Source organism: Ruegeria sp. CDSC068 (assembly GCF_059610545.1).
Genome location: NZ_JBXWNV010000002.1, coordinates 31,411 through 57,480, shown reverse-complemented (window position 1 = coordinate 57,480; position 26,070 = coordinate 31,411). Strand labels below are relative to the sequence as shown.

Sequence of the window (26,070 nt, the reverse complement as noted above, 5' to 3'; positions counted from 1 at the left end):
CAATCAAATGGCTGTCATTTGCTATGCAACCACAGATACACTCGTGGTGTTTTGCTGCTCTTGTGTCTGCGCCAAGAGCTCCCGGAGATGACAGCCTAGGGAGAAAGCTAAGCGCGGGGGAACGGCGTTTCCTACCTGCGTGTACTGTGGAACTTCAATTCGTCTCCTGTGTGCCCCGGTGGTTTCCTTGGACCGAAACTCGAATGCATCAGGGAACGACTGGAATCGGGCCAGCTCGCGCACCGTGGGAATGCGGGGCTCCGTCGGGTGAACGAAATCGTCAGGCATGCTTACTACGGTGGGAGCAGGTCGGTCCCAAGACAACGCGCGTTGGCTGTGCTTCTTCGTTGCGAGCTTGTTCAATAGGCGCATGAGTGCGCGCTGATCCTTCGCCAGAACGCTGCCGTCGCCGCTCCTCACCGGGTACTTCACTGTCGAAATTGCCTCACGCATCATCTTGCGTCGCGCGTAGTCGGAGATGTCCATCTTGCGTGGAATCGCTAGAACGGTTGGGTGGATCTCGGCATCGCGCAAGAACTGATACAACCTAAACCTTTCCTTCACCAGATCGGAATGCTTCCGGGGTACGTGGTTCGCGCGGCGGCTGGTCGCGTGCTGGCGAGACACCGCCGCCTTAAGGAACCTGATGTCCTCCATCATTTCCTTAGCGAATTCGGATACAGGCCCATTCCCGTCGTAGCCATGTACAAACAAATCCGAGATTGCTGCTTCCACCGTCAGGTGTTTGCGTTCACTTTCCTTGTTTTTTCCGTCGAAATGGGTTCGTCTAGGTGCGAGCAGAGGTCGCTTGCCTAGAACGGTCACATGCGGGGAATCCAGCGAGGAGTCCCAGATCTCCTCGGTAATTTTCGAAGAGATCTGGCCGGCGAGGTCCTTTCTCAATCCCACGAGGAACACACGTGGGCGGTGCTGGGGTACACCGAAGTGCATCGCATTTAGCACCATGGGTTGGACCTCGTAGCCCGGTCCTGTCTCGGACAACGCAATCCGAAGGTCCTCGAACGGTGATCGTGTTCCGTGCTTGCGGAAATCATGCCGCATCCCCGACACGTTCTCGATGATGACGGCCTTAGGTCGGATTTTCTCGACGAACTCGAGGAACTGCCACGGTAACTTGTTGCGCATGTCTTTCGGGTTGCGACGGCCAGCCAGCGAGAACCCTTGGCAAGGTGGCCCCCCCGCGACGAGGTCAACCTCACTGTCCCGCAGCCGGGAGATTGTTTCTAAGGAGCCGAGCACGTCGCCCAACGAACGCACGACAAGGCCAATTTCTGCCTGCTCCTCAATGGAGCGATCTTCATGGAATTGCCGCCACTCCTCGGGATCATTCAAGGGTTTGATGAAGTTGTGGTAGTAGGTTTCCGCGGCCATGTCGGACTTCTCGACCGCGAGCTTCACCTCGAACCCGGCTTGTTTCAGGCCAAGCGAAAGACCTCCGCAGCCCGCGAACAAATCTACGCAAGTCGGGGAAGAACCCATAGTCATACCTTCGCAATGCACCCTGCTCGCCTGCCCGGTCACAGAGCCCAACAGACGTGGCTGTTATTCGATCATCTGTTGGCCACCAAGGCAAATGAAAACGGTCTCTCACCCACAACATCCTGTATAAAGCAGGCGAGTTCCATCTACGATTTGCCTATTACTTCGGGTTTCATAGATAACGCAAGTGAGGATGGCGCAGAACGAATAGCCACGGACGACTTTCCGCGGTATGTCGTTTTCCTGCTTAGAGACCGCTTCGGATGAAAATACTGCCAGACCGTCTGACAAGGGGAGAGAAATCCCGGATAACCAGAGTTCGAAAAAAGCTCTTGATCTGGTTCGAGCTGCATGGGCGTACCTTTCCCTGGAGACAAAGCGCAGCCAGCGAATATGAACGGATTTGCGTCGAGGTCTTGCTCCAGCGCACGCGCGCAGAGTCCGTCGCAAACATCTACGATGCATTTTTTGAGAGGTATCCAGACTGGAAGAGTTTGGCGGCCGCGCCGATCAATGAATTGGAAGATGTTCTGAAGCCCATCGGTCTTTGGCGTCGTCGTGCCCGATCGGTCAGTGCTCTGGCTCGCTATGCAGACGAACTTGGCGGGGTTTTCCCAACGGCAGGCGAGGAGCTCGCGAAGGTGCCGGCTGTTGGGCAATACGTTTCGAATGCCATCCAGTTGTTCCAGCATGGCAGGGCAAAGCCGCTCGTTGACGTGAACATGGCAAGGTTTCTGGAAAGATACCTCCGCCGGCGACGGCTGGTGGACATTCGGCACGACCCATGGCTACAGGAAGCATGCCATTGGCTCGTAGATTGCGAAGACCCAGTCAGCGTGAACTGGGCGACGCTTGACCATGCGGCCTTGACTTGCCGTGCGCCCAACCCGATTTGCTCCTCGTGTCCATTTCGAGCGCGCTGCAACTTTCCTTCGAAGCCCATGCCGAATTCATAGAAAACCCAATGAAACGAAAAAGATACCTACTATATGTTTCGCTAACCAGAGATTAATAGGCTTGGTGTTTTAGCCACGTTGACACCGTGGTTCAACTTGGCGGAGAGCCTGTTCCTAGCGGCCTTTTGGGAGATGCTCAAATAGGAAAGACAATTTCCGTAACCATAGAACAGTCTTTGAAGACCTTGAGGTAGATTTGATGATCGACGAATAGCGCGCGCCAAAGTCCGCAAATTTCCACGTGCTCAAGAAACCACTGACCAATCGGGCTGTCGACGATCTTTTCAAGAATTTGAGAGTGAGCCTACAACTTTGGGACCTCGAGACCGGCGAATCCATTATGCTCGGCGAGCATACCGGCGAGGTAAACGGCGCGCGACTCCTTGACAACGGGCACCGGGTTTTGTCTTGGTCGGATGACGGCACACTGCGCCTTTGGGACCTTGAGACAGCACAAACTGAAGCGCTAATGGTATGCGACGACCCAATTACCAGTATCGATGTCTCCGCCAATAGACCAATCGTGAATTGCGTTACGAGAAATGGGCAAATAATTGTGATCGACCTATAAGTTGGCATTGAATGAAAACCTCGGCACTAGATGCCTATGCTTGGAGAACTGAAGACACAGGTGCGAACCTCCGAGTTAATGTTTGCGGAAAACCGCTTCTGGATTGGCCAAGGGATAATGAAAAATATTGAAGTAAAACGTCGAGACGAGAAGCCGGAGCTGAACAAACTGCTTACAAATGATCTGATCTTTAAGGTGCCTTCGCAACTCCGCACTGAACGCATGACGAACTGCAATAGGGAATAGTATTCATGGCTTCGTTCGACGAATGGAGCGACGAAACCGAGAGCGAGGAGAGTGGACACTCCTTACGTGTCTTGGTTTTGCGAAACGGCCTTGACCAAGTAGCGCACGATAGAACGGTAGCCGTCGTTCCCGAACACTACGCACGTGCGGCAGACGTCGCAGACATTCTTGAGAAATTTGGGAAGGGCGCCGCAGCAAAACACCTGCGCGGAAAATTACCGCCGAAACAAAATCTCCGCTCTGGTGATCTTGGCGAGATTTTTGCTTCCGAGTTCATTTCTGAGAAGACGGAATTTGAAGCTCCGATAAAGAAGCTGTGGTGGCGAGACAATCGCAATTGGGCGATGAAAGGCGACGACGTCATCGGCATTTGTCCAGCTGATGATCCGCATCCCATTCGTTTTCTCAAAGTGGAAGCGAAGAGCAAAAAGGACATGGACGAGGACACCGTTTCGAAGGCCAGAACGGCTCTGGACGGTGACAACGGACTACCATCTCCTCATGCTCTCGCATTTGTCGGCGATAGGTTGAGCGAAATTGGTGAAGTTGAACTCTCAGACCAAATACGCCGAGCGCAGTTGGTCGGGGAAATCTCAGCGGCTCAAGCGCAGCATATGCTCTTCACCTTTAGTGGCAACGATACCGAAGGGCTGCTGCGCGCCGACTTGGAAACCTACGCAGGAGCGATTTCTCAATCCAGCGTCGGACTAGTCATGCCGCAGCATCAGGACTTCATCAGAGCGATCTACAAGGCGATAGGTGGCGACGATGAATCTTGAGGAAGTTCAGGAGCTTGTCTCGAGTGCCATCGAACCTGGCTATCGAGGAAATTTGCTAGCACGCGGACAAGCGCGGGCGATGATCTGGCGGGACGGGGAACTGCCCGAAGGCGCACCAGCGTTCATTCCAACCCTTTCGTACGATCTTCTCAGCTACGGGAACTCATTGCTTTTACTGGGCATTCGCATTCGAGAAGAAGGCGGCGATGAGGCTCTAATGCGCTCCGCTTTCGAGCGTGCAGGCGAAGCAATTGAAGCTGTCGTTTCCAAGGGTAGTCCCGAAGACCCGCGCCGGGGTTTCTTCAGACTCCTTGCCGCCGCAGCATTTCATCTGGCACGTCTGTCAGCTCGGGCGTTCTCTTTGCTGAATGAAACCGTCGATGACGCCAATCTATCCAAGATGGAGCGAGGCCTCGCCTTGCTCATTCTCCGTGCTTTGGATGACCTCGAAGCAGAGATATTTGAATGGCGATTGGGCGGTTTGGGTTCGGATGAAGCCCTCATTGAGGGACTCAACCAACTGGAACAAGCGTCAGAAAGTGACCAGGACACCGACCCGCTGTCAGATGCTTTGGATCGAGCACTCCTTGATGTCTTTTACGGCGGCTTAGGGGCATATCTCCTTGCTCTGGAGACAGGCGAACCAGCACTTATGCAGCAGGCGCGGGAGGAACTGACAAGTGGGTTGGAAGGCGCTGGCGCATCGAACATGGTTCCGCAGTGGTGGTGCTTCCGTTTGGCGATCCACTTGCTGGATGACCTTTGGGATTCAAGCTTCCACGAAATTCTCCCGCCGGACGTTCCCGGTGAGGACAATGAGGCATGGGGAGAACTTCGCTCACTTCTGATTTCCTCCTTGTTCCGAAGAAAGCGATCCGAAATCGAGCTGTGGCCTTCGCAACTCGAAGGTGCACGCCGCTCCGTTGATGCGACCGACAGTCTTGTCGTCTCATTGCCAACAAGCGCAGGAAAGACGCGTGTCGCTGAACTTTGTATCCTGCGTTGTCTGGCTCAGGGACAGCGCGTTGTTTTTGTAACGCCGCTGCGTGCCCTTTCTGCGCAGACCGAAGCCGGCCTGCGCAGAACTTTTGGACCACTCGGCAAGACCATTTCAGCTCTTTACGGCAGCATGGGAACCAGCGGATTTGAAGAAGATGCTCTGAAGAGCAGACATATCGTCGTGGCGACGCCTGAAAAGCTTGACTTTGCACTAAGGAATGACCCGGCGATTTTGGATGATGTTGGTCTCGTCGTCCTCGACGAAGGGCACATGATCGGACTTGGCGAGCGCGAAGTTCGCTATGAGCTACAGATTCAAAGGTTGCTGAAGAGACCGGACGCCGATCAAAGGCGCATTGTTTGTCTGTCAGCCATTCTTCCCGAAGGTGATCAGTTTGATGATTTTGTAGGGTGGCTCCGGCGTGATCAGGATGGTGACGCCGTCTCTGTTGATTGGAGGCCGACCCGTATTCGTTTTGGAGAGGTTTTTTGGCGAACAAGCCGCGCTAGCCTTGAGCTTCGCGTCGGTGAAGAAAAACCCTTCGTTCCGACCTATTTTGGTCAAAGGCATCCGACCAGCGGGCTGAGAACAGCCCCATTCCCACGAGATCAGCGCGAACTTGTTTTAGCCACAGCATGGCGGCTTGTCGAAGACGGCCAGTCGGTCTTGATTTACTGCCCGATGAGGCGCTCTGTAGAGCCGTTTGCTAAGGCCATTGTCGACCTAGCGCAAAGAGGCTTCTTGCAATCAGTGCTTACCGCCGATCCAGACGTTTTAGCCTCGGCAATGAGCATCGGAAAGGAGTGGCTTGGTGAAGATCATCCTATCCTGAAGTGCCTATCGTTGGGAATTGCGATCCATCATGGTGCTCTGCCGACGCCTTTTCGAAAGGAAATGGAGCGGTTGCTGAGAGATGGTGTGCTCAAGATCACCGTGTCGTCACCAACGCTTGCGCAGGGTCTCAACCTGACTGCCACCGCCGTAGTGCTCCATTCTTTACACAGAAGCGGAGAGATTATTCCAGCATCGGAATTCAAGAACGTTATTGGCCGCGCAGGTCGGGCGTTTATCGATGTTGAAGGCCTAGTCCTGTTTCCAATCTTCGACAAACATGGTTATCGGCAAAACCAATGGGAGACCCTAATTGGTCAAGCGAGCAAGCATAGTTTAGAAAGCGGTCTTCTTCGCTTGGTCGTTACTCTCATCTTTCGACTAAGCAAAGCGCTTGTTCTCACAGATAGTGACGACCTTCTTGAATACATCGTCAACAATGCTGCCGCGTGGGATTTTCCCGAGATAGCTGAAGAAGGCGAAGATGAGCGCGAGGCCGAAGCTCAAGATTGGAAAAGATACATCACCATTTTGGATACGGCGCTCCTGAGCCTACTCGGGGATCAAGAGCTCGACGCGGCAGAGATATCCGCGCAGTTGGACGATGTATTGCAGTCATCACTCTGGCATCGGCGCCTTCAACATCACAATGAGGATATCCAGTCCCTACTGACAGGTGCATTGAAAGCGCGCGCCAACACTATTTGGGAGCAAAGTACAGCCCCGCAAAGGCGAGGGTATTTCCTCGCAGGGGTAGGGTTGCGTACCGGACAAATGCTTGATGCAGCGGCGGGAAATGCCAACGATCTCTTGGTGGCGGCAAACGCCCGTATTAATGATGGGGAGGCTGAGGACGCGATAGCTGCAATCACCGGTCTGGCCGAGATCATTTTTGGCATTGACCCGTTTGTTCCTGAACCCTTTCCGTACAATTGGAAGGAAATCCTTGAAGCCTGGTTGAAGGGAAGAACTCTCGCCGAGTTCACTGCTGGAAACGCGACGGATGCTCTTCGTTTTGTAGAGAACGGTCTGATCTACAAGCTGCCATGGGGCATCGAGTCTTTTAGAGTGCGAGCAGAGGCGAACGGAGACACGTTCGATGACGATGGCTTGTTTACAATTGATGACTTCGAGGTTGGGCTCGCCGTACCGGCAATCGAAACAGGTACACTGAATCTGAGTGCTGCGACGCTTATGCAGGCAGGCTTTACGTCGCGGCTTGCTGCGATAAAGGCTGTAGAGGATACAGACGCGACGTTTCTGAATTCACGAGAACTAAAAGCGTGGTTGGACTCAGATTTGGTTCAAGCGCTCAGTGAGGATGAAAACTGGCCAACTCCTGATAGTCGTGGTCTATGGATTGAGTTCACAAGGGAGTACATTCCTCCAGAACGATCTATTTGGAAGGCCCAAAACACTACCCTTTCGATAGAGCTGTTCAATTCCGAGAAGGACTTTGTCGAAGGTGCAAGCGTCCGCCTTATGACGAAAGGTGAAGAAGTCATTCTGTTCTCTGCGTCTATGACAGCTATTGGAAGACTTAATGGCAATCTGGCGAGCACTCCGCGAGGGGTCATTATTGCAAAGATGAGTGCAGACCCTGAAGTTCTCACTGTGCGATACATTGGGCCAGAACCTGTGGCGGAGCTCTTTGTCTAGCTCATCGCCGATCAAAGCTTTTCTTCAAATACTTTTTGATTGTTCTTCGGCGCACCCCTCGGGCCGGGCTGTCGTGAACCGAGACGCAGTCTCGGCCATGCGGCTTCTGGAAGTTTCGCCCTGAATTTCGGCTAAGGGCGCTTGTCAGTTCGCTGACTGGCAGGAAATGTCATTGTGCAGCCCAGCCCTCGAATGTTGCGCCCACGGATGAAGCTGAGAGCCTAGCTGCAAGCATCAGAGTATTCAGTTGCTTCATTTTTAAGGTTCGGGTTGGTGTGGCTGTGCCGTCCATGCACTCAGTGAACTCGGTTTTAGTTAATTGAGGTTGCAGCACTACTAGCCGGCATGGGTGATTCATTGGGAGTCTTTTGGCCCTTGCAATAAGGCTTTCTCTTTTGTCGATTTTGCGGGCGCCCCTATGCCAAACTGCCTCTCCAATAGCGTTGTCTTTGTTGCGTTTTAACGCCTCTGCAAGTGTGGTCTGTTGAAGATGTCGGAGATTTTTGACCGCTTGACCTACAACAACTTCGTACATCGACGCTGAAACCGATCGGTTGGCCTCGCTGTTACGCGCAGCCTTCGCATGAATCAGAGTGACGACGTCATCATCACTGATATGAATAAAGTCGGCGATCTCCATTGAACCATCATCACTGGCTAGCCACCCCTCACTTCGCATCTTTGAAAACACAAACCCGAAGAGCGAGTTGTCCTGAGTCCCGTCGCCCTTCTTTTCGCCGATAGATTGCGCCAGATTTTTCCCTGGCAAAACATCTGGTTTCTCGCGGTCAACGTCGAAACCGCCAAGGTCCTCAAAACTCCAAGCGAAGGCCTGGTCGCTATACGAGCTGGCATAACAGCCGCCTCGCGCGATGGTATGTCCACTTTCGTAATAGATTTTCGCCCAATCGGGATCTCCAAGCAAAATAGAGCATTCCGACACCAGATCTTCCGCCCCGGGTTCAGTGGAAGTCCACTCAATGCATAGGGAAACACGCCCTCGATTTATCGACGGCGTCACACTTGCCTCACCCAGTTTTTCCTCTTTATGAAAAACCTCTGCGCTCAATTGCGAATTTTTGGTTTTAGTTATCTCGAATCTCGTTGAGTAGCACCATTCTTCAATTCTTCGCAGCTCATCCTCGTTGAGACCATCGTTGTTCAATTCGCTGGGAACAAAGCCAACTTCATACGCTCCAGAAATAGAAGAAAGATCCTCAAGGTGGACAGCAAGCGCAGGAAACTTTGCATTGGGCGGTTTCGGGGCAGTAACTCTGTCGATCAGCTCCTCCAAATCTCTAATGAAGGAGGAGAAATTGGCAGACCTACCAACCCAAACGCGGCTCGCGCTTGGGCTCGCGCCCATAGAAATGCTCGTTTTGTCTGCGATGTTGACCTCAACAGTGCTTCGAACTGAAGAGTAGAAGAACGATTGGTCTCCAAGGGGGTCAAGTGCATATTCCAACGCGCTTCCCATTAGAGTTTTGGCGGAGGGTTTCGCGTCAGTGGTAGCATGAACTCCATTCATCCAGAGAACGGACGCCCTGTTTCCAACGAAAGCCGCTTCAATCTGACCTCGAGACACAAGTTGAGAAACCTTTGTCTTTCTAGAGATTTGGTTTCGTATCGAAGGGTCACTCGCGCAAACTGCACAATGGTCATGCTTGGTAGCGATGAGTACGATGTGGTTTCGAACGTCCATCATCGTGCTGCTGGGTGCCCAAGCAGGCGGCCTTTCTTGGATGTATTCGACAGTGCTGTAGCGAAGAGCCCCTGACTTTTGGGTCCTCCTTTTCCGGATGGCCTTAATCCCCGATCCGTTGGTTAGTAGACTCTCTATCTCATCAACAATCTTTTTGTGGAATGAGGTGTTTGAAGTCAAAGCGCATTTGAGAAAAAGCGGCGAAAGGAATGGTTTGAGGTGCTTCACGTCTGTAGGGCTGCTCATGACTCAATCACTCTTTCGGGATGATTTCAGGGCTGAAATATTGTTCAGGAATTTGAAGGAATTAAGGCAGATTCGAAAGTCTCTGAATAAACTAGCGGATAGGTAAATTCGCGCAGTGGCATACATATTGGACCTTACGCGGGCTGCTTTTTTACGCGACTCTGGTTGATAGTCTTCAGCCGCCAGCTAAAGACACCGCACCTTCAATTGCTGAGGCAGTCCCAACTGCGATCCCGGCGTTGGTCAAATAGGGCTTGAAGTCAAAAGTCTGGTCTTCTCCCCGTCCAAAGATACTCCATATTGCAAAGCCTGAAGTCACGAAGAGAGAAGTCAGGACACCGTCTGACACCTCTTCTAGAAATCCTTCACCATGCAGTTGAGCCATTCTTTCGGAGACTTCTCGCGACAATAAAGCGTTGCTCAACCCAGAACTTGCAATGCCGTCAAGTACGGCGGCAGTTTCTTCGGTGACCAATATTTCGATGTCAGGATATCGTTCGAGATGTTCGTAGACCAAAGTCGGCGAGTTTACGGCTTTCAGCTGCACTTCACGCACGACGTCACCTTCCAATATGAATTGAACGTCGGTACCGGCAAAGTTCGTAGCTTCCATGATCTGTGCACTTAAAGCCGAACCGGACGCATTATGCATCTCTATGAAAAGTAGCTCATGGTAGATGCCCTTGGTGTTCGAAACGACCCCGGTCAACTGCTCAGGCGAAAGGCTCCGGACATATTCGGACAACTGTTCGACTGAGGCGCCTTCAAGTTTGCCAGTCGAACGTCTAAGTGCCTCTAAAACGAGATCGTTTTCCAAACTAAGCGATGAGATTTTGTCATCCAACAACCGTTGAAACGTTACTGCCAGGACGACCGATCCAAGTTTCTCGGCTTGTTTCGGGTTCGGCAAATTCCCCGACTTTCCGCCAAATAATCGCGATATTGAGGCGCTAAGCCTTTCCAAGACAGTTTTTTTGTGTGGCTTCGCAAGGAATTCAGCATGCTTTCTTAAAGTGCGGCAATGACGTTGGAGTTGCTTTTGATACTTCGGCATCAGTGTGGCGGCAAAACCCGAGAGCGCTTCTTCTTGATCCGCACTCGCTTCGCTCGCTGCCAAATTCCGTTCGATTTGAGCAATCAATGGTTTCAGTCCATCATGGGCATAAACGCGCAATTCATCCGCAGTCGGCGGATCCGACTCGTTTCGGGACAAGGCATCGATGGGCCGCAACAAACCGTCTGCCCCGAACAGAATTTCCTCTTCAAAATACTGTAAATCTTCGAGTTTCCTGGGCCGCCCATGCAGCTTATGGCGAATATACATTGTTGCCGCAGCGCCAGCAGCAATTCCCGTGACCGGCAAAACTATCGCTCCAGCTGCCATTCCTCCTCCCATGAGGCCGCCAATCCAGGCTAGCGTTGCGCTTGTGGAAGCCGCCCCACTTAGAGTTCCTATGGCGGTGCCAGTACCTGCTGTACCCAGCGTTGATACCAATCCCCAAATGCTTGCAGTTGTTGCTGCTCCAGCGAGCTTTGCCGTCGCTATAGAAGATGCCAATCGTGTTTTCTGTACGTTCTTACTGGGTGTCTGAGTGATCGCTGAAACAGTTCCAAGTAAAGCTTTTTCGATTTGTGTTAAGCGCTTGCTTTGCTTCAAATTAACCTCTCCAAATGAATGAAAAAATAACGCGGATTCAGACAGTTATAGACAGATATCCACGGAAATACAGTCCAAAGCCACCTGCTGCGCTTTACTTTTCTTGTGAAGTTTGGATGGCCGTTGCATAGGTGGCGCCGCTTGACACAACAGACCCTGGGAGCATCGGCTCAAGGTGGCATATCCGAGTCACCGTCACCCACCGAAATCAACGCGGAACATAGGCCATGAGCCAACGAGACCAGCGTCTTGACGAACCTGAGCGGCCAGCCACTCTTCAACGTCTGTGCGCCTGTATTTCACACGCAGCACTTTTGGGATTTCTCAAAGATTGAAACTTGATAGAGGCAGGCCGTATCACGGCGCGCCACCAGGTCGGCAGTTCTGATGCATTATGTGTCAGAAGAAGCGCGTGCTGCAAGTTGCAACTCATCAAGCTTGTCTGCCCACCATTGTTCCATTCTCACTCGTTCTTCCCAGAAATCGCCTCGCAAATAGGCGCGACGGGTCTTGTTCTCTTCTTCGTGCGAAAGCGCCCGTTCGACCGCATCAAAACTCCACAAACCACTTTCGCTTGCCATTGTCATAAAGGTGGAACGAAAGCCGTGTGAGGTCACTTCTTCACTTGAAAACCCCATTGTTCGCAGCGCTTTGTTAAATGTGTTGGGACTTAGCGGTTTTCTCCAATCGGTCACTCCAGGCAACACATACCCATCCGGTTTTGATAACGGCGCGAGGCGCTCTAGAATTTCAAGTGCTTGCCTTGGTAGCGGGACACGATGATCTCGCCTCATTTTCATACGATCTTTTGGAATGGTCCAAATCGCAGTCTCAAGATCGAACTCGTGCCATTTTGACCTGCGCAATTCGCCAGGGCGAAGGTGGACGATTGCAAGCAACCGCGCTCCCAGTGCCGTTTGGATGTGACCGCCATATGTATCAATTGCATTGAGCAAATCACCCATCCTCTTAGGGTCAAGGATGGCCGCTCGATGAACCACCTGTTTTTTTTGAAGCGCACCGCGAAGAGCGTAGGTAGGGTCATCAACATCGACACCCGTGGCAATTGCGTAGCGACACACCTCGCCTATCACAGATAGCACTCGACCAGCCGTTTCTCGCTTGCCTGAATCTTCAATCGGCTTCACCGTCGCGAAGACATCAGCTGGGCGCAATGTCTTGAGAGCCCGATGTCCAATCCCATCATTCGCTTGTTTGATCAGCCACGCTTTCTTCTTCAGTGTTTGAGCCGCCTTGCCCTCGCGGCGGTTCTTCTCCAAGAGTTCTGCTGCGAACACAGAAAAAGTGTCTTCCTCCGCGAGGAAAGCAGCGCGTTTTTGCATTTTTTTCCGAACACTTGGATCTTGCCCATCAAGAAGTAACCTTTTGTCTCGGTCACGTTTCTCGCGCGCCTCTTTCAAAGAGATGAGAGGATATGGGCCATAAGACATCGTCTTTTCACGACCCCTAAACCTGTACTTCAATCTCCAAAGCTTTGAGCCACTGGATTGAACTGAGATGTAGAGCCCACCTTGGTCGGCAATCTTGTAGGTTTTGTTTTTTGGCTTCAGGTTCCGAATCTTTGCATCGCTAAGCGGCAAAATAACATCCTCACGAAAATACCCCCAATAATACCCCCATCTAAACTGATTTAAGCAGGATCTTACTGGACTGCATTGGACACAGCATCAACGCTAGACATTGATAAATCAATGCTTTTTGTTCGTTCTTGACTATCTATGGATTTAAGAATGGTGCCCGGGGGCGGAATCGAACCACCGACACGAGGATTTTCAATCCACTGCTCTACCCCTGAGCTACCCGGGCACGGGAACGGCGTTTACCGTTGGGTGGAGGCCTTCTATGACTTGCTACAGGCAGTGTCCAGAGGCTTTTTCACATTTTTTCAATGTGGACGTTGTTGCTCTGGTTCGGGATCGGAAACTTCTGTTTCAACGTCCTCTTCCCGCTGCGATGGAACCGCGTAGGACCCGTTCAGCCACTTGGCCAGATCAATATCAGCACACCGCTTCGAACAGAATGGCCGAAACTCGGTTACAGACTTTTCTGCGCAGATCGGGCAGCTCATTTCAGCACTTCCGACAACGGGATACGGCCGCGTTTGCGCTGTAGCTCGTAGTGGCCAAGAGGGGTCCAACCTGCCAGCGTGGTTTCGACCGAATCTGCCTTCAACGCAGCGCGCAGAGAGGCCTCGAACCCACGGCGATCCTTTTTAGGCATTGGTGCTAGGTCCAGAGTGATTTGCCCCCCAAGACCGCGAACGCGCAAGGCACGGGCAAGCCCCTTGGCACAGGCAAAATTGACCTTGGTTCCGCCTGCCATCGACGTGTCGGACCCGGTGTTGACATCCACAGCGACCAAGGCCCGGGTGGGCTGAATATATAGATACCCGCCTCCGGGCAGTGGCTCGGAAATACCACGCGCCACGTCCAATGCATCCAATACGCCATGCGTTTCGAAACTGCCCGGCTGCGTCACAACCTCAGCCGGGTCGGTCCAGTCGCGCCAAGCCAGAACATGGGGCCCGTCACCTTCCAGCAGCAGCTCGGGCTCAGTTCCCGGATCGTTCAAAACCTGATCCGCATGGGCCAGCATCGCGCCGATATCTTCGGCGATTTCAGCCGCACCTTCGCCCTCACAACAGGACCGCAGGATCAGGCCATGGCTGCTGCCCTCCATGCTCTCATGAGCGATTTCAAGAAGGCGGTCACGCTCATCTTCGTCGTGGATGGAACGTGAGATATTCAAACCGGGCGCATCAGGCGTGACAATCGCATAGCGGCTTTTGAACAGAACCCGATCGGTCACTGGCAACGCCTTACCGGGTTCGGCATAGCCCGTCACCTGAACCAACATCAGTGCACCGGGTGCGAGCCCTTTGATCTGTCGTAGAAAGGCCGGACCGTCAGGTGTGGTCAGGAACATGCCGCCCTGCCCTTTGACCGGTCGGTCGGCACGGGCACGGTAAATCGTACCCGGCGCGGACGCGTCAGCTGCAATCAGGAAATCGTCCAGCTGACCGTCGACCATAAGGGCGGCAGCTTCGCGGTTTTCGATGTGATCCAGAACAATGGTTCGACCCTTCATGACACCTCACGATACAGGGGATAGCCGATGCCTTGCAAAAGCGCGGCAGTCTCGGACAGGGGGAGCCCCACGATGCCGGTAAACGAACCAGAAATCCAAGGGATGAAAGCCCCGGCAGGGCCTTGAATGGCGTAAGCGCCTGCTTTGCCCTGCCAGTCTCCGGTCGCCAGGTAAGCGTTGATTTCGACGTCTGACAGGCGTTTGACCTTGACCTGAGACACCACATCACGTTGCAGAACGCGGTCCCCGCGCCGTACAGCGACCGAGGTGATTACGCGGTGCCGTCGACCGGACAAAGCATGCAGGAACTCAGCCGCCTGGCCCGCGTCTTCCGGTTTTCCCAGAATACGGCGGCCCAGTGCGACAGTGGTATCCGCACAAAGAGTTACATCGTCGCCATCGGCCTGTACCGCCTGCACTTTTGCCCGCGTAATGCGATTGCAATAGGGCACCGGCAGCTCACCTTTCAGCGGCGTTTCATCAATGTCGGGTGCACGGATGGCATCGGGCTGCACGCCAAGCTGGGCCAACAGGTCCAGCCGCCTTGGGCTGCCCGATCCTAAGATAAACGCCATTGCGGCAGGCGTTACTTGAAGCGGTAGTTGATCCGACCCTTGGTCAGATCATAGGGGGTCATCTCGACCTGAACTTTGTCGCCGGCCAGAACACGGATGCGGTTCTTGCGCATCTTGCCTGCCGTATGTGCGATGATCTCATGGCCGTTTTCCAGCTCGACCCGAAACGTCGCATTAGGCAGGAGTTCCTTCACGACACCGGGAAATTCGAGCGTATCTTCCTTGGCCATGTTGTCTCCACATTTAAGTTGCACCCGCAGAATCTGCGGGGATGTGCGCTTAAATGAGCCTATTTTGGCCCTATTTCAAGGGCGGAATCACCTATAGGGCGGATATTGTGACCGAATCGACTCGGGGTGATTGCTCATCCCAATGCGTTCGGTTGAGGACATGGCCATCGGAACGCACACAGGCGATAGCCGACATGTCGACCTCAGCATAAGTCCAGCCGGGTTGGTTCAGCGTGCCTTCGGCCAGCACTCCGGTCGCGGGAAAGCCCTTGTCCGGTGGACCAAATATACCGCCAGTGCCGGTGTTCAGATCAACGGCTTCGGACCAATCATTAGCGCCCACCAGGGACGACATCACCGTAACGCATTGATTTTCCAATGCTCTGGACATCGCGCCGATACGCACCCGCCAATAGCCTGACAACGCCTCGGTGCAGGACGGGACAAGGATAAGGTCTGCCTCGCTGAGAGCACGACCCAACAGCGGAAACTCACTATCGTAACAGATCAGCACCCCGATTTTGCCCAGCGCAGTATCGAACAGTTTCAGCGGGCCGCCAGGCGCAATATCCCACGACTCGCGTTCGAACCGGGTCATGATCTGTTTGTCCTGGTGGTCCTGTTTGCCATCCGGGCCATAGAATGCAGCCCGGTTCACAGGTCGACCAGGACCATCCACAACCGGGGCCGATGCGCCCAAAATGTACGTCTTATACTCCTGCGCGAGGCGCCGGTGTAGATTTCGCACATCCTCCATCCGATCCGAGACCGCGTGGATCGAACGCTCCAGATCACCCGCCACTACAGCCCCGTCGAGCGTCGACAGCTCCATTGCGCCATATTCGGGGAAAACCAGCAATTCCGCCCCCTGCCCCGCAGCGTCCGAGACCCAGTTATCTAGCTTGTCCTCATACTGCGCCCAGCTGTCGAGCCAATCGAGGTTATAAGCGGCAGTAGCGACTTTCATGGGCTATCCTTGCGGTCCAAACTCGGGCGAATTTATGTGTGAGTTCGCGGTCTGTATAGCCCCATCCTGTCAACATGTGTATTGAACGAACAACTCCACTGTGAGCCCAGTGCTGACTTCTTGTTCAAGCGCAACATCCATCACAACGAGTGCATATGCGACTTCCATTTCAGCCATTGGGTTAATAACGGCACAGGGAACTGTGCAAAATCTTGCGGGAGAATTGGCAAGCCCCTTTTCATTTTCGGTCAAATCATCGTAGAACCCCGTTAGTCTTCGAACCGGCAATGAAGCGTCTTGGAATACAGCACCTACAAAACAAATACGATTTGGCCGCGCCTGTCCGGCACCGCCCGAACCGCGATTGCGGTGGGTGTTTTTTGTCTTGTCTCCGCCTGCTCCGAGCGTCCAACCGATGCAGACCTCAATCCGGAACGTCAGTCAATGGCTTTGCGGGAGGTCGCGCAAAAGCAAGCCCGGGGGCAAAGGGTGTGGTGCGTTCCCTACGCACGGAACCTCAGCGGCATCCAAATTCGTGGCAACGCCAAGGATTGGTGGGGAAGGGCGCGCAGTACATTTGAACGCGGCAATGAACCAGCTGTCGGTGCTGTGATGTCGTTTCGGGCAACCCGCGGAATGCCCCTGGGTCATGTGGCTGTCGTGTCGGATATTGTCACGGACCGGGAAGTTATTGTGAATCACGCCAACTGGCACCGAAACAAGGTATCGTTGAAAATGGGCGTCAGGGACGTATCCAAACGCAATGATTGGACCTTGGTCCGTGTTGAAACCCAACCGGGCCGGTATGGCAATTTCTACCCAGTGAACGGGTTTATCTATCCGAAAGATGACGGGTAGCTCAGTTTCTCTTCGCGTCCACCGCGAGGCATCGGAATGCGCCACGAGCGTTTCCTGCTTCGGCCGTGAATCGCGGGCACTTACCGTTTGCGCGGGGATGCAGAACGTCGATATCGTCCACAGAGAACAGAAAACTATCTATAAATCCCGCATCCAAAACTGCAGTCGCTTTGCTGTTTCGCCCTCTTCGCCAACATCCTTCCAAGAAAACTGCGCGATCACACCACGTAGCGGTTCGTATCCACGCGCGTGCCAGAAGGCATCCAGGGGGCGATAGTTTTCCGGACGCATCGGGTGATCAACAGGGCGCTGCACGCTGCAAAAGGCGCATTTTCTGAAGCCCAGCTTGCGTGCGTGTTCCTCGCGAAGGTCAAAGAACTTATGGCCAACTCCCTGCCCTCGATAATCCGATAAAAGGACAGACTCGGCGCAATAGAAGACTTCGTTCAGATCCAGACCAGAGCCATCAAAGGCGGCAGCGAAATCATCAGCGTGGTCGGTCAGTGGGGCACCGGTCGAAGCGCCTATCAGGCGGTCTCTATCAAATGCCCCGACCACGATAGCCTTATCGCTGTCCCGGTAGGACTGAAGGTACTTCCGCTCGTATTTTATGTCGCCGTCATACAGATATGGCCACGCCCGAAACACCTGGATCCGCAAACGCGCCACGTCGTCCAAGGCATCCGTCAGCGCCGCCCCGGTCAGGGAACGAACAGACGTGACCTCAGCCATTTGAAACCTGCTTGGTCCAGTCGGCAAGGTTGTAAAAGGTGGTGACGCGGGTGATCTTGCCATCCTTCAGGTCAAAGAACGATCCGGCCGGCAGGCGATAGGTCTGGCCATGCGCATCGGGCAGACCTTCGTCGGTTTCCAGATAGGTGCCGTTCACAGTGAACTCTGCCGCAGCACGAGTACCGCCTGCGGCCTCAAACACCACGATATCCGTTAGGTGTTCCTTGTAGCAGCGGTTCATATGGGCGCAAAAGGCCGTGAATTTTTCCTTACCGGTGCGGATCTGGCCTTCGTTCACGTGATGCGCCACATCATCGGACAGGCAGGCCAACATGCCGTCGACGTCACCGGCGTTGAAAGCGTCGAAATAGGTTTTGACGGTCTGGTTCATGGTCACTCCGTAGGTTCGCCCCAGCGGCCTTTCAGATGCTGAATGATCTGGTCGCGGGTCTGTCGGTAGTGAATTAACTTGTCCGCGCGGCTTTCGCCCAGTCCGGTAGGGTCCATTATTGGCCAATAATCGACATCCAGGTGAAAAATTCGCGTCAATTCCAGCGCCTGGCGTTGACTGGCCGGCGACAACGCAACGATCAGGTCGAACGAGCTGAGGTCGTCGCCCCATTCCTGCATTTCATCAAACGAGCGTGACCGATGACGGGACAGTTCAACGCCGACTTCTTGGCAGACGGCGATGCAGAACCCGTCAATCTCAAGGTCATTTCGCACACCGGCGGATTGTACGTAGGTGCCGGTGCCGTAGAACTTTTTCATGAGCCCTTCGGCCATAGGGGACCGAACCGCGTTATGGTCGCAACAAAACAGGACCGACTGCGGCAAAGGCTTCACGCGTCAGCCCCCGAAATGCAGCACGCAGATCAGCGTGAACAAACGGCGTGCGGTATCGGTGTCGATGTCAGCCTTACCTTCAAGACGTTCTTGCAAAACGCGGCTGCCTTCGTTGTGGATGCCGCGACGGGCCATGTCGATGGTTTCGATCTGGCTGGGCGGCAGGGTCTTTACCGCGTTGAAATAGCTTTCGCAGATCTGAAAGTAATCTTTGACCACCTGGCGAAACGGCCCCAGTGACAGATGAAACTCTGCCGCCTTTTCCTCAGCCTCTGTGGCGATGTCGAAGACCAGCCGTTTGTCGCGGATCGATAGCTGCACACGGTACGGTCCGTCGGGCACGACACGGTCATCGCGTACAGGCAGCGCAAAGCTGTTTTCTTCCAGTAGATCATAGATCGCAACCTTACGCTCCTGCTCGATTTCGGGGGTCGGCGGTGGCAGGTTTCGGTCATCTAGTTCGATGTGCGAGATACGAGTCATAGTGCGTGGTCCGTTCAGGTCGGGACAGACTTATCGCAATTAAAAATGATGAACAACGCAAGAGCAGATCAAATCGGATGCTCCGCAGGGTCGATTTGATGGTTTTTCAGAAGCTGATCGATCAGAGAGCCTTCATTGAAGCTCTTTACGCCTGAAAACATCCGACGGAACCATGATCCATAAAAGTGGATCGACATCTTGTCCTGCCACTCGAGAAAATCCAGCTTTGAGATATCTGGGTCGTTCCACAAAGCACGGAAGCGCGGCGGAATTGAATACAATTCGGTTCGCGGCGTTGCCATCGAATTCTCGTCGCTTCTAGAGACATAGTAATACAGCATTGGAGGCCCCAGGCTAAACAGGGGCAAACTCCAATACGTGGATTTTCCAAAGATACGCAGGTAGGCTTGTTGCTGATCTTCCGGCCACCAGGGCGGAACAAGATCGCTTTCGAATGCAAATTCGCACATCTGCTTTAACGCTAGGCTTCCAGATGGAAAGGCCAGAACGCCATTCATCAACCGTTGTTTGTTACGGTTCCCTTGCGGGAACAGGTAGCCCTGGTTCGTCTCGAACGGTCTGTTCGCATAGGCATCGGCATCCACCCAGATATAGTCCGTATCCTGCATAAGTTTCAGGCGGAACAGATCCGCATGAACGGCAACGGATCGGGTGATTGGATCACGGTAAATCTCGGGCGTATCAAAAATTTCGCGTGCGTCGCGCGCCTCAATGTAGTCCGGAATATCCTCTAGGTCGCCATAGTGGTAGACGATCGGCTTCTGGTCCACATCCGCGAAGGATTTCAGGCACAAATGCTCCAGAAAACTAAACCGCTTGCCGATCCAGAGTGTTGCCACGCGTTCCAAATCTGGCTCCTATTTGTCAGGCCCTTCTGTCAAGGCGCCGTTGAACAACCGGTTGTTTCAAGTCCCTACCTACATAATCCGTGCAGGTTCGCGGCGGGTGTGACCCTTAGGCCATAAGGATTTAGCCGTTCAGTCGCTTCAACCGCGCCGTTACTGAAAGTCCATGCGCCTCAAGGCTTTCGGAGTGGGCCAGCTGCTCGGCTGCGGGTCCAATCGCACGCAGGGCTTCTGGTGTCATTTGGCTGAGTGTCGTGCGCTTGAGGAAATCCATCACACTGAGACCAGAGGAGAAGCGGGCCGAACGCGCTGTTGGCAGCACGTGATTGGGACCACCGACATAATCGCCAATGGCCTCCGGTGTGTACTGGCCCAAGAAGATGGCCCCGGCGTGGACAGTCTTAGCGCTCAGCGCCACTGGGTCCGCCACGCACAGCTCCAGGTGTTCGGGCGCGATGCGGTTCGACAGTGCCGCCGCCTCGTCCAAATCACGCACGGTGATGATCGCGCCGAAATCGCGCCAACTGGCCCCCGCGATGGCGCGGCGTTGCAGGGTTTTAAGTCGTTTGTCGACGGCTTTGGCGACGGCCTGACCAAACCCGGCGTCATCTGTAATCAGAATCGACTGCGCGCTTTCGTCATGTTCTGCCTGGCTAAGCAGATCCAGCGCGATCCAGTCGGGATCGTTGTCCTTGTCGGCGATAACAAGAATCTCGGACGGGCCGGCAATCATGTCGATACCAACCTTCCCGAATACGCGGCGCTTGGCGGCGGCTACAAATGCGTTGCCCGGACCCGTGATCTTGTCGACCGCTGCAATTGTGTCGGTGCCATAGGCCAGTGCGGCAATCGCCTGTGCCCCGCCAATACGATAGATCGTGTCCACACCGGAAAGCTGCGCCGCCAGCAGGACCAACGGGTTCACTTGCCCGTCCGGTGTTGGCACGGCAATGGCCAGACGCTCAACCCCAGCGACCTTCGCGGGGATTGCGTTCATCAGCACGGAAGACGGGTACGATGCCAGCCCGCCGGGCACGTAGAGACCGGCAGCCGACACAGCAGACCAACGCCAACCCAGCATTGCGCCCGACGAATCTGTCCACTCGTGATCCTCTGGCAACTGCTTTTCGTGATAGGATCTGATGCGCTCAGCGGCCAATTCCAAAGCAGCCCGATCTTCGGACGAGACCTGATCCACAGCCTCGGTGATCTGTTCAGGGCTGAAGGCCATTGTTTCGGGCGTCAGCTCCAGCCGGTCAAACTTGGCGGTCAGCTCGATCACCGCCGCATCGCCACGTTTCCGCACGTCATCGATAATCCCGGCGACAACGGCGTCCACATCCGGGCTGTCCTCGCGCTTGGCGGACAATAGTGTTTTGAAGGCGGTCTCGAATTCAGACGACGTCGTGTCGAGGAAAACAGGCATGTTCTGGCACTCCGGAGCGTTTGATCGGGACATACCGCCCAGATGGGCCGGCCTCAACCCTCAGTCCTGTAGGTGCAGCGATTTGCGCATACTCAAACAGGACACGTCATTGCGCTGACTGCATCCTCGGGTGGTTTCCCAGCCGTGCCGCGCATAGAAACCCTGTGCCGTTTGGGTGGCTTCAAGCTGTCCCTCGGTACAGCCAAAGGCGATAAGTTCCTGCTCAAGTGCCTTCAACAAAGCGCCGCCAATACCCCAACCAATGTGATCTGGATCGATATACAAAAGCGTGATTTCTCCGGCTTCGGTCAGCCCACCGGCTGCCGCAGGCTGCCCGTTATTCTCGGCAAGCCAGATTTGTGCGCCGTTCCTGATCCAGCCCCTGATCGTCGCCGGATCCTTGTTTGCGGTCCATTGTGCGATCACCTCAGGATCATCCTGATGGTCCGCCGTGCAAAGCTCGGTAATTGACCGGACCAGAACACGGCTCAGATCGAACACGTCGAAAACGGTCACACGGCGCAGCACCAGACCCTGGGGGGGGGCCGGTTAATGCCTGCGCTATGCCGCGCTTATTCCGGATGGTGCGGTGCCTGACCGGATGGGGCCTGATACGGCCGGGTCACGTCCTTGAGGGTGACATCCAGCGCCTCGACCGACAAGCGGATCGTACCGTCCCCCGCTAGAGTTAGCAGGATCTGCCCGGCACCGTCTTCGCCCGCTTCGAAATCAATCGACAGCAGGGACATCACCATTTCCTTGTCGCCGCGTTCGACCCCTTGGCTCGCCACAGACAGCACTGAATCGAAAACCAGAACCGACTGCACCCGTTCAAACGGGCGGTCGCGGCGGGCGGCGGCATCTTTGTCTTCCCAGCGGAACCGGTTCAGCAACAGGCCAAAGCGACGCTCAGAGGGCCGCCACGTCATCTCGGTGATTGGGAAAATCGCATCCTGTGCCAAGGTCGAGATCACCTGAAGGTCATCAGCATCCTCGGCCCCCAGATTCAGTGGGGCCTCACGTCCGTCTTCGAAACTTGCATCTGTCATTGGCCTTTGATCCGTTCAATCTTTGCGCCCACGCCTTCCAGCTTACGCACCACATGTTCATATCCGCGGTCCAGATGATAGACCCGACTGACTGTCGTTTCCCCTTCAGCCGCCATTCCGGCCAGAATCAACGAGACTGAGGCCCGCAAATCCGTCGCCATCACGGGCGCTCCCTTCAGACGTTCAACCCCGGTCACGGTCGCCGTACCACCGTGCACTTCAATATTCGCGCCCATGCGCACCAATTCCGGGGCGTGCATGAAGCGGTTCTCAAAGATACGTTCTTCTAGAACCGAGGTACCTTCGGCCGTGCACATCAGCGCCATCATCTGCGCCTGCAAATCCGTCGGGAAGCCGGGAAACGGCTCGGTCACAACGTCCACAGCGTTAACACGTCCGTTCTTACGGGCAACTTTCAGGCCGTTCGGGGTTTCTTCGACATGCACTCCTGCCGCATCCAGCTTGGCCGCAAAAGATTCGACCAGAGACATCCTGCCACCCAACAGCTCAACCTCACCGCCGCACATCGCAGGGGCCAGCATATAGGTGCCCAGTTCAATCCGGTCGGTCACCACCTGATGTGTTGCACCGTGCAGGCGATCAACGCCCTGAATCTCGATGGTCGAGGTCCCCTCACCCGAGATTTGCGCACCCATCTTGCGTAGGCACTCAACCAGGTCAACAATCTCCGGCTCACGTGCGGCGTTCTTCAGAACGGTCGTGCCCTTGGCCAGCGTGGCGGCCATGACGATGTTCTCAGTCGCGCCCACCGAGGCAAAGCGCATCTCGTGCACCGCGCCTTTCAGCCCACCGGGGGCTTTGGCGTGCAGGTAACCGTCCTTTAGCTCGATCTCGGCGCCCAGCGCCTCAAGCCCTTCGACATGCAGGTCCATCGGCCGCGCGCCGATGGCACAGCCCCCCGGCAACGACACAACGGCCTGTCCGAAACGTGCCAGCAAAGGACCCAGCACCAGATTGGACGCCCGCATCTTGCGCACGATCTCATAATCCGCTGTCTGACTGGTCAGATCATGGCTGGACATCGCCAGCACCTGACCATCCTGCAACGAGGACACCTCTGCCCCGAGCGATTGCAACAGCGCAGTCATTGTTTTGATGTCACTCAGTCGCGGTGCATTGGTCAGCGTCAGCGGTTCTTCGCTGAGCAACGTTGCGGGCATCAGCGTCAGGCATGCGTTCTTGGCCCCCGCAATCGGTATCTGACCGTTCAGCGGCCCGTTGCCCGTTACCAAAATCGAATCCATCTGCTCTTATCCCTCGTCCTTGCCGGTCTTGTCCTCGGATGCCGCCCGCGCCTTGGCCTGCGCCTTGCGCCGCGCCATATTCGCCTTAAGCGCGGCCTTAAGCCGTTCTTCGCGCGCGTCCCCGGATTTACCGTCTTTTTTAGGTGAATTTTTATCTGCCATTGTCTTTCTCTACAGGAGACGAAAAAAACCGTCCAGACACCCTTGCGCCGCGTTTCGTTTGAGTCTAATCACCCGCCCACAGCGCTGCTGTAGCTCAGAGGTAGAGCACTCCCTTGGTAAGGGAGAGGTCGAGAGTTCAATTCTCTCCAGCAGCACCATATAATCTCCATTGAATAATGCACACGCTGCTCGGTTATGAGCATGGCAGTCCAGTACCCGCTTGCATGTGCCATGGGCGCATCAAGCCCCAGTAGCGCGGTTCGAATTGCGCGTGACGCGTTGAGTTTACTTTGAACCATTCAGCTCAACGCCTTGTTCGCGGAGTATGAATGCAACCTTCCTCAAACGGGGGTGAGACTTGGCGTATGCAAGCCCCACTTGCCGGGATAAACTTGAATTTGTCGATCGACTCTCCCATTGAGAAACCGACAGTGCGTTGAATTATTTTTTGTCGAAATTACCCAGCGCGTGCTGGGATCCCCGGTCACGTCAAATGCGCCGTTCCGACGCTGACAATGCGCCCGCAAGCGAGCTCTTGATCTCTGATGGGATGTCCCGACCTTGCTGATTCAGCTTTGCGGCGATCCAGCCCGCAGAATGTCCACGGCATCCGATCTTGTTCAAGCGCGCCGCGGCCGGTGTTGTCACTTCACCCTGAGCCAGGGCCATGGATGCTTCAACCTCTGTGTCCGGCAGGACCATTCTAACGGCGCTGAACACGTCCATCGAGACCTGTAAAGTTTGACGCTCTAGCCGATGGGCGGCGTTGGTCAGCAGTCGCGTGCAATAAGCCGACAAGAAATACCAACGGAACACCTGAAAAACCTGACCGTTGGACGCCGCCATATCCGGCGCGCGACCCGCAACAGCGGTCAGTTCGGAAAAGGCAGCTTCGGCCAATTTGGCCGCATCGCAAATCTGACGCTCGCGACTGGCACGAGAAACCGCGCCGTTGGCGAAGCAGGAGTCAGATTTACCGATTTCCAAGTGCATTGATATCCTCCACCGTCAAATTGTGATGAAGATATAAAATCTGACGGCATCGCCGGCATGGGAATTGCGGTCAGAATTTCCCGATTTGTCGTCTTTTTTGGCCAACTTCAGAGTCTGTCTATACATTTCACCCTATAAGTTGGCCTGTTTTGAGCCATTTGGTCAACTGGTGAACACCGCAAACGTTAATGTTTTAAACAAAAAGCACACATATCTGACACGATCTTGTAATAGTTATGCCCACTTCGATATGTATGAATACTCAATCCTGCTGACCAGTTTACCAGTAAAGTTTTAACGAGGGGGTACGAAGCAGGATCAGGGGGTGAGCGCCTGTTCAGCCAGGCTCGCCTTAGGACAGAGACGCTCCCCCCGTCCTTATCACTTAGTCTATCTTGTTCTTTTGAGCATGTGGCGTCACGCCAAAACTCGACCGGTAAACGCGCGAAAAATGTCCCGGATTTTCGAACCCGCAGGCCATTGCCACTTCGGTCACGGATGCCTCGGTTTGCAATAACAGCTTCTGGGCGCGCTCCAGCCGAAGCTCCATAAAGTACTTCTTGGGCGACGTGTTGAGGTATTTACCGAACAGCCGTTCCAACTGGCGCGTTGATATCCCCAGATCCCCGGCAATATCAGATGGGGAAACCGGTGCCTCGATGCAGTCCTGCATGATATGAATTGCCTTGGCGAGATGCGCGTTACGCATCCCGTTGCGCGATTGAAGGGACACGCGCTGTTTGGCCGTGGCATTGCGCACGGCGTTGTAGACCATCTGGTCAGCAACCGCGATGGACAACTCCTCGCCGTGGTCCCTTTCAATCAGGTGCAACATCAGGTCGGCGGTCGCCGTGCCACCCGAGGCGGTGATGTGCTTTTCATCGGCGACAAAGACACTGCGCACCAGGTTCACTTCGGGAAAGGCTTCCATAAAGGCATCATGGTATTCCCAGTGAATAGCGGCCTGCATCCCGTCCAGAAATCCTGCCTCGGCCAGCAACCACGCGCCCGAACACAAAGCGCCGATGGCCGTACCTCTCGCCCGCTCGCGCCGCAGGGTTGCAAGCAAAGGGCGCGAGACATGGTTGCGCATATGAATACCTGACAGCACGAACAGCTGGTCAGTCTTTGGCAGCGCATTCAGTCCACCATGAACCAAAGTCACCGACCCGTTGGAACAGACGGCCTGCTTGCTGTGTTCGGATACAAAAGACCACTCATACAGATCTTGACCGCTGACGAGGTTGGCAATGCGCAGCGGCTCGACCGCGCAGGAAAAGGCGAGATGCGAGAATTCCTCGATCAGGATGAAAGTGATGTGACGGGGTTGGCGCATAGACGTCCGTTTCAGTTTGACGTGGTC

At 54.6% G+C, this 26,070-nt stretch carries 25 protein-coding genes and 2 tRNA genes; 5 read left to right on the top strand and 22 right to left on the bottom strand.

Going from position 1 to position 26,070, the window contains the following annotated elements; translation table 11 throughout:
- Window positions 1–21 precede the first annotated feature (21 nt).
- On the bottom strand, window positions 22–1,500 hold the full coding sequence (locus AC2FID_RS05065; protein WP_496835719.1) for a DNA cytosine methyltransferase: 1,479 nt from the start codon (window positions 1,498–1,500) through the stop codon (window positions 22–24).
- Window positions 1,501–1,763: 263 nt separating this feature from the next.
- Here AC2FID_RS05065 and AC2FID_RS05060 point away from each other — a divergent pair, with 263 nt between their 5' ends.
- The 3 genes from AC2FID_RS05060 to AC2FID_RS05050 all read left to right on the top strand — a co-directional run bounded on the left by AC2FID_RS05060 (window position 1,764) and on the right by AC2FID_RS05050 (window position 7,542).
- Window positions 1,764–2,456, top strand: a complete 693-nt coding sequence (locus AC2FID_RS05060) for an HhH-GPD family protein (RefSeq protein ID WP_496835717.1) — start codon at window positions 1,764–1,766, stop codon at window positions 2,454–2,456.
- 822 nt (window positions 2,457–3,278) lie between these two features.
- A complete protein-coding gene (locus AC2FID_RS05055; RefSeq protein WP_496835715.1) occupies window positions 3,279–4,052 on the top strand; it encodes a Hachiman antiphage defense system protein HamA in 774 nt (257 codons plus the stop codon).
- Window positions 4,042–7,542, top strand: a complete 3,501-nt coding sequence (locus AC2FID_RS05050; RefSeq protein ID WP_496835713.1) for a DEAD/DEAH box helicase — start codon at window positions 4,042–4,044, stop codon at window positions 7,540–7,542. The genes AC2FID_RS05055 and AC2FID_RS05050 overlap by 11 nt, the downstream gene beginning before the upstream one ends.
- 169 nt (window positions 7,543–7,711) lie before the next feature.
- On the opposite strand, the gene AC2FID_RS05045 is transcribed toward AC2FID_RS05050, so the two are convergent.
- From AC2FID_RS05045 to AC2FID_RS05005, 9 genes are all read right to left on the bottom strand, one after another.
- On the bottom strand, window positions 7,712–9,007 hold the full coding sequence (locus AC2FID_RS05045; RefSeq protein ID WP_496835711.1) for a hypothetical protein: 1,296 nt from the start codon (window positions 9,005–9,007) through the stop codon (window positions 7,712–7,714).
- A gap of 658 nt (window positions 9,008–9,665) precedes the next feature.
- Window positions 9,666–11,147, bottom strand: coding sequence for a hypothetical protein (locus AC2FID_RS05040; RefSeq protein WP_496835710.1), 1,482 nt, complete (start codon window positions 11,145–11,147; stop codon window positions 9,666–9,668).
- A 392-nt stretch (window positions 11,148–11,539) separates the two neighbouring features.
- Window positions 11,540–12,748: a tyrosine-type recombinase/integrase gene (locus AC2FID_RS05035; protein WP_496835708.1), complete on the bottom strand. Its 1,209-nt coding sequence runs from the start codon at window positions 12,746–12,748 to the stop codon at window positions 11,540–11,542.
- 151 nt (window positions 12,749–12,899) lie between these two features.
- Window positions 12,900–12,974 (bottom strand) — tRNA-Phe (locus AC2FID_RS05030).
- Between the two features lie 79 nt (window positions 12,975–13,053).
- On the bottom strand, window positions 13,054–13,236 hold the full coding sequence (locus AC2FID_RS05025) for a DNA gyrase inhibitor YacG (RefSeq protein ID WP_058275399.1): 183 nt from the start codon (window positions 13,234–13,236) through the stop codon (window positions 13,054–13,056).
- The gene (locus tag AC2FID_RS05020) at window positions 13,233–14,255 is read right to left on the bottom strand and encodes a ribonuclease E/G (protein WP_496757358.1); all 1,023 of its coding nucleotides are present in this window, start codon (window positions 14,253–14,255) and stop codon (window positions 13,233–13,235) included. The genes AC2FID_RS05025 and AC2FID_RS05020 overlap by 4 nt, the downstream gene beginning before the upstream one ends.
- The gene (locus AC2FID_RS05015) at window positions 14,252–14,830 is read right to left on the bottom strand and encodes a Maf family protein (RefSeq protein ID WP_109312466.1); all 579 of its coding nucleotides are present in this window, start codon (window positions 14,828–14,830) and stop codon (window positions 14,252–14,254) included. The genes AC2FID_RS05020 and AC2FID_RS05015 overlap by 4 nt, the downstream gene beginning before the upstream one ends.
- 11 nt (window positions 14,831–14,841) lie before the next feature.
- A complete protein-coding gene (gene infA / locus AC2FID_RS05010; protein ID WP_005978431.1) occupies window positions 14,842–15,060 on the bottom strand; it encodes a translation initiation factor IF-1 in 219 nt (72 codons plus the stop codon).
- A 91-nt stretch (window positions 15,061–15,151) separates the two neighbouring features.
- Window positions 15,152–16,027, bottom strand: coding sequence for a carbon-nitrogen hydrolase family protein (locus AC2FID_RS05005; RefSeq protein ID WP_496835706.1), 876 nt, complete (start codon window positions 16,025–16,027; stop codon window positions 15,152–15,154).
- Window positions 16,028–16,471: 444 nt separating this feature from the next.
- On the opposite strand from AC2FID_RS05005, the gene AC2FID_RS05000 reads away from it, so the two are divergent.
- The gene (locus AC2FID_RS05000; protein WP_472723014.1) at window positions 16,472–16,885 is read left to right on the top strand and encodes a CHAP domain-containing protein; all 414 of its coding nucleotides are present in this window, start codon (window positions 16,472–16,474) and stop codon (window positions 16,883–16,885) included.
- 138 nt (window positions 16,886–17,023) lie between these two features.
- Here the strand turns inward: AC2FID_RS05000 and AC2FID_RS04995 are convergent, their stop codons facing one another.
- The 10 genes from AC2FID_RS04995 to AC2FID_RS04950 all read right to left on the bottom strand — a co-directional run bounded on the left by AC2FID_RS04995 (window position 17,024) and on the right by AC2FID_RS04950 (window position 23,714).
- A complete protein-coding gene (locus tag AC2FID_RS04995; RefSeq protein WP_496724135.1) occupies window positions 17,024–17,617 on the bottom strand; it encodes a GNAT family N-acetyltransferase in 594 nt (197 codons plus the stop codon).
- Entirely contained in the window at window positions 17,610–18,008 is a 399-nt protein-coding gene (locus AC2FID_RS04990) for a ketosteroid isomerase-related protein (RefSeq protein WP_496724137.1), read from the bottom strand. Before AC2FID_RS04990 ends, AC2FID_RS04995 begins: the two co-directional genes overlap by 8 nt.
- A gap of 2 nt (window positions 18,009–18,010) precedes the next feature.
- A complete protein-coding gene (locus tag AC2FID_RS04985; RefSeq protein ID WP_058275393.1) occupies window positions 18,011–18,463 on the bottom strand; it encodes an arsenate-mycothiol transferase ArsC in 453 nt (150 codons plus the stop codon).
- 3 nt (window positions 18,464–18,466) lie between these two features.
- The gene (locus AC2FID_RS04980; RefSeq protein ID WP_058279383.1) at window positions 18,467–18,946 is read right to left on the bottom strand and encodes a UPF0262 family protein; all 480 of its coding nucleotides are present in this window, start codon (window positions 18,944–18,946) and stop codon (window positions 18,467–18,469) included.
- 68 nt (window positions 18,947–19,014) lie between these two features.
- Window positions 19,015–19,815 carry a hypothetical protein gene (locus tag AC2FID_RS04975; protein ID WP_496835704.1) on the bottom strand — a complete coding sequence of 267 codons (801 nt, stop codon included), beginning with the start codon at window positions 19,813–19,815 and terminating at the stop codon, window positions 19,015–19,017.
- 121 nt (window positions 19,816–19,936) lie between these two features.
- On the bottom strand, window positions 19,937–21,238 hold the full coding sequence (hisD, locus tag AC2FID_RS04970; protein WP_472723011.1) for a histidinol dehydrogenase: 1,302 nt from the start codon (window positions 21,236–21,238) through the stop codon (window positions 19,937–19,939).
- Window positions 21,239–21,298: 60 nt separating this feature from the next.
- On the bottom strand, window positions 21,299–21,754 hold the full coding sequence (locus AC2FID_RS04965; protein ID WP_496835702.1) for a GNAT family N-acetyltransferase: 456 nt from the start codon (window positions 21,752–21,754) through the stop codon (window positions 21,299–21,301).
- Window positions 21,755–21,810: 56 nt separating this feature from the next.
- Entirely contained in the window at window positions 21,811–22,287 is a 477-nt protein-coding gene (locus tag AC2FID_RS04960; protein ID WP_496835700.1) for a DUF2948 family protein, read from the bottom strand.
- Window positions 22,284–23,552 carry a UDP-N-acetylglucosamine 1-carboxyvinyltransferase gene (gene murA / locus AC2FID_RS04955; RefSeq protein ID WP_496835698.1) on the bottom strand — a complete coding sequence of 423 codons (1,269 nt, stop codon included), beginning with the start codon at window positions 23,550–23,552 and terminating at the stop codon, window positions 22,284–22,286. Before murA ends, AC2FID_RS04960 begins: the two co-directional genes overlap by 4 nt.
- A 6-nt stretch (window positions 23,553–23,558) precedes the next feature.
- Window positions 23,559–23,714, bottom strand: coding sequence for a hypothetical protein (locus AC2FID_RS04950; RefSeq protein ID WP_199520031.1), 156 nt, complete (start codon window positions 23,712–23,714; stop codon window positions 23,559–23,561).
- An 83-nt stretch (window positions 23,715–23,797) separates the two neighbouring features.
- On the opposite strand from AC2FID_RS04950, the gene AC2FID_RS04945 reads away from it, so the two are divergent.
- Window positions 23,798–23,872 (top strand) — tRNA-Thr (locus AC2FID_RS04945).
- Between the two features lie 331 nt (window positions 23,873–24,203).
- On the opposite strand, the gene AC2FID_RS04940 is transcribed toward AC2FID_RS04945, so the two are convergent.
- Both AC2FID_RS04940 and AC2FID_RS04935 read right to left on the bottom strand, forming a co-directional pair.
- Window positions 24,204–24,707, bottom strand: a complete 504-nt coding sequence (locus AC2FID_RS04940; protein ID WP_496757332.1) for a hypothetical protein — start codon at window positions 24,705–24,707, stop codon at window positions 24,204–24,206.
- 385 nt (window positions 24,708–25,092) lie between these two features.
- Window positions 25,093–26,043, bottom strand: a complete 951-nt coding sequence (locus AC2FID_RS04935) for a GlxA family transcriptional regulator (RefSeq protein ID WP_496757330.1) — start codon at window positions 26,041–26,043, stop codon at window positions 25,093–25,095.
- Between the last annotated feature and the right edge of the window lie 27 nt (window positions 26,044–26,070).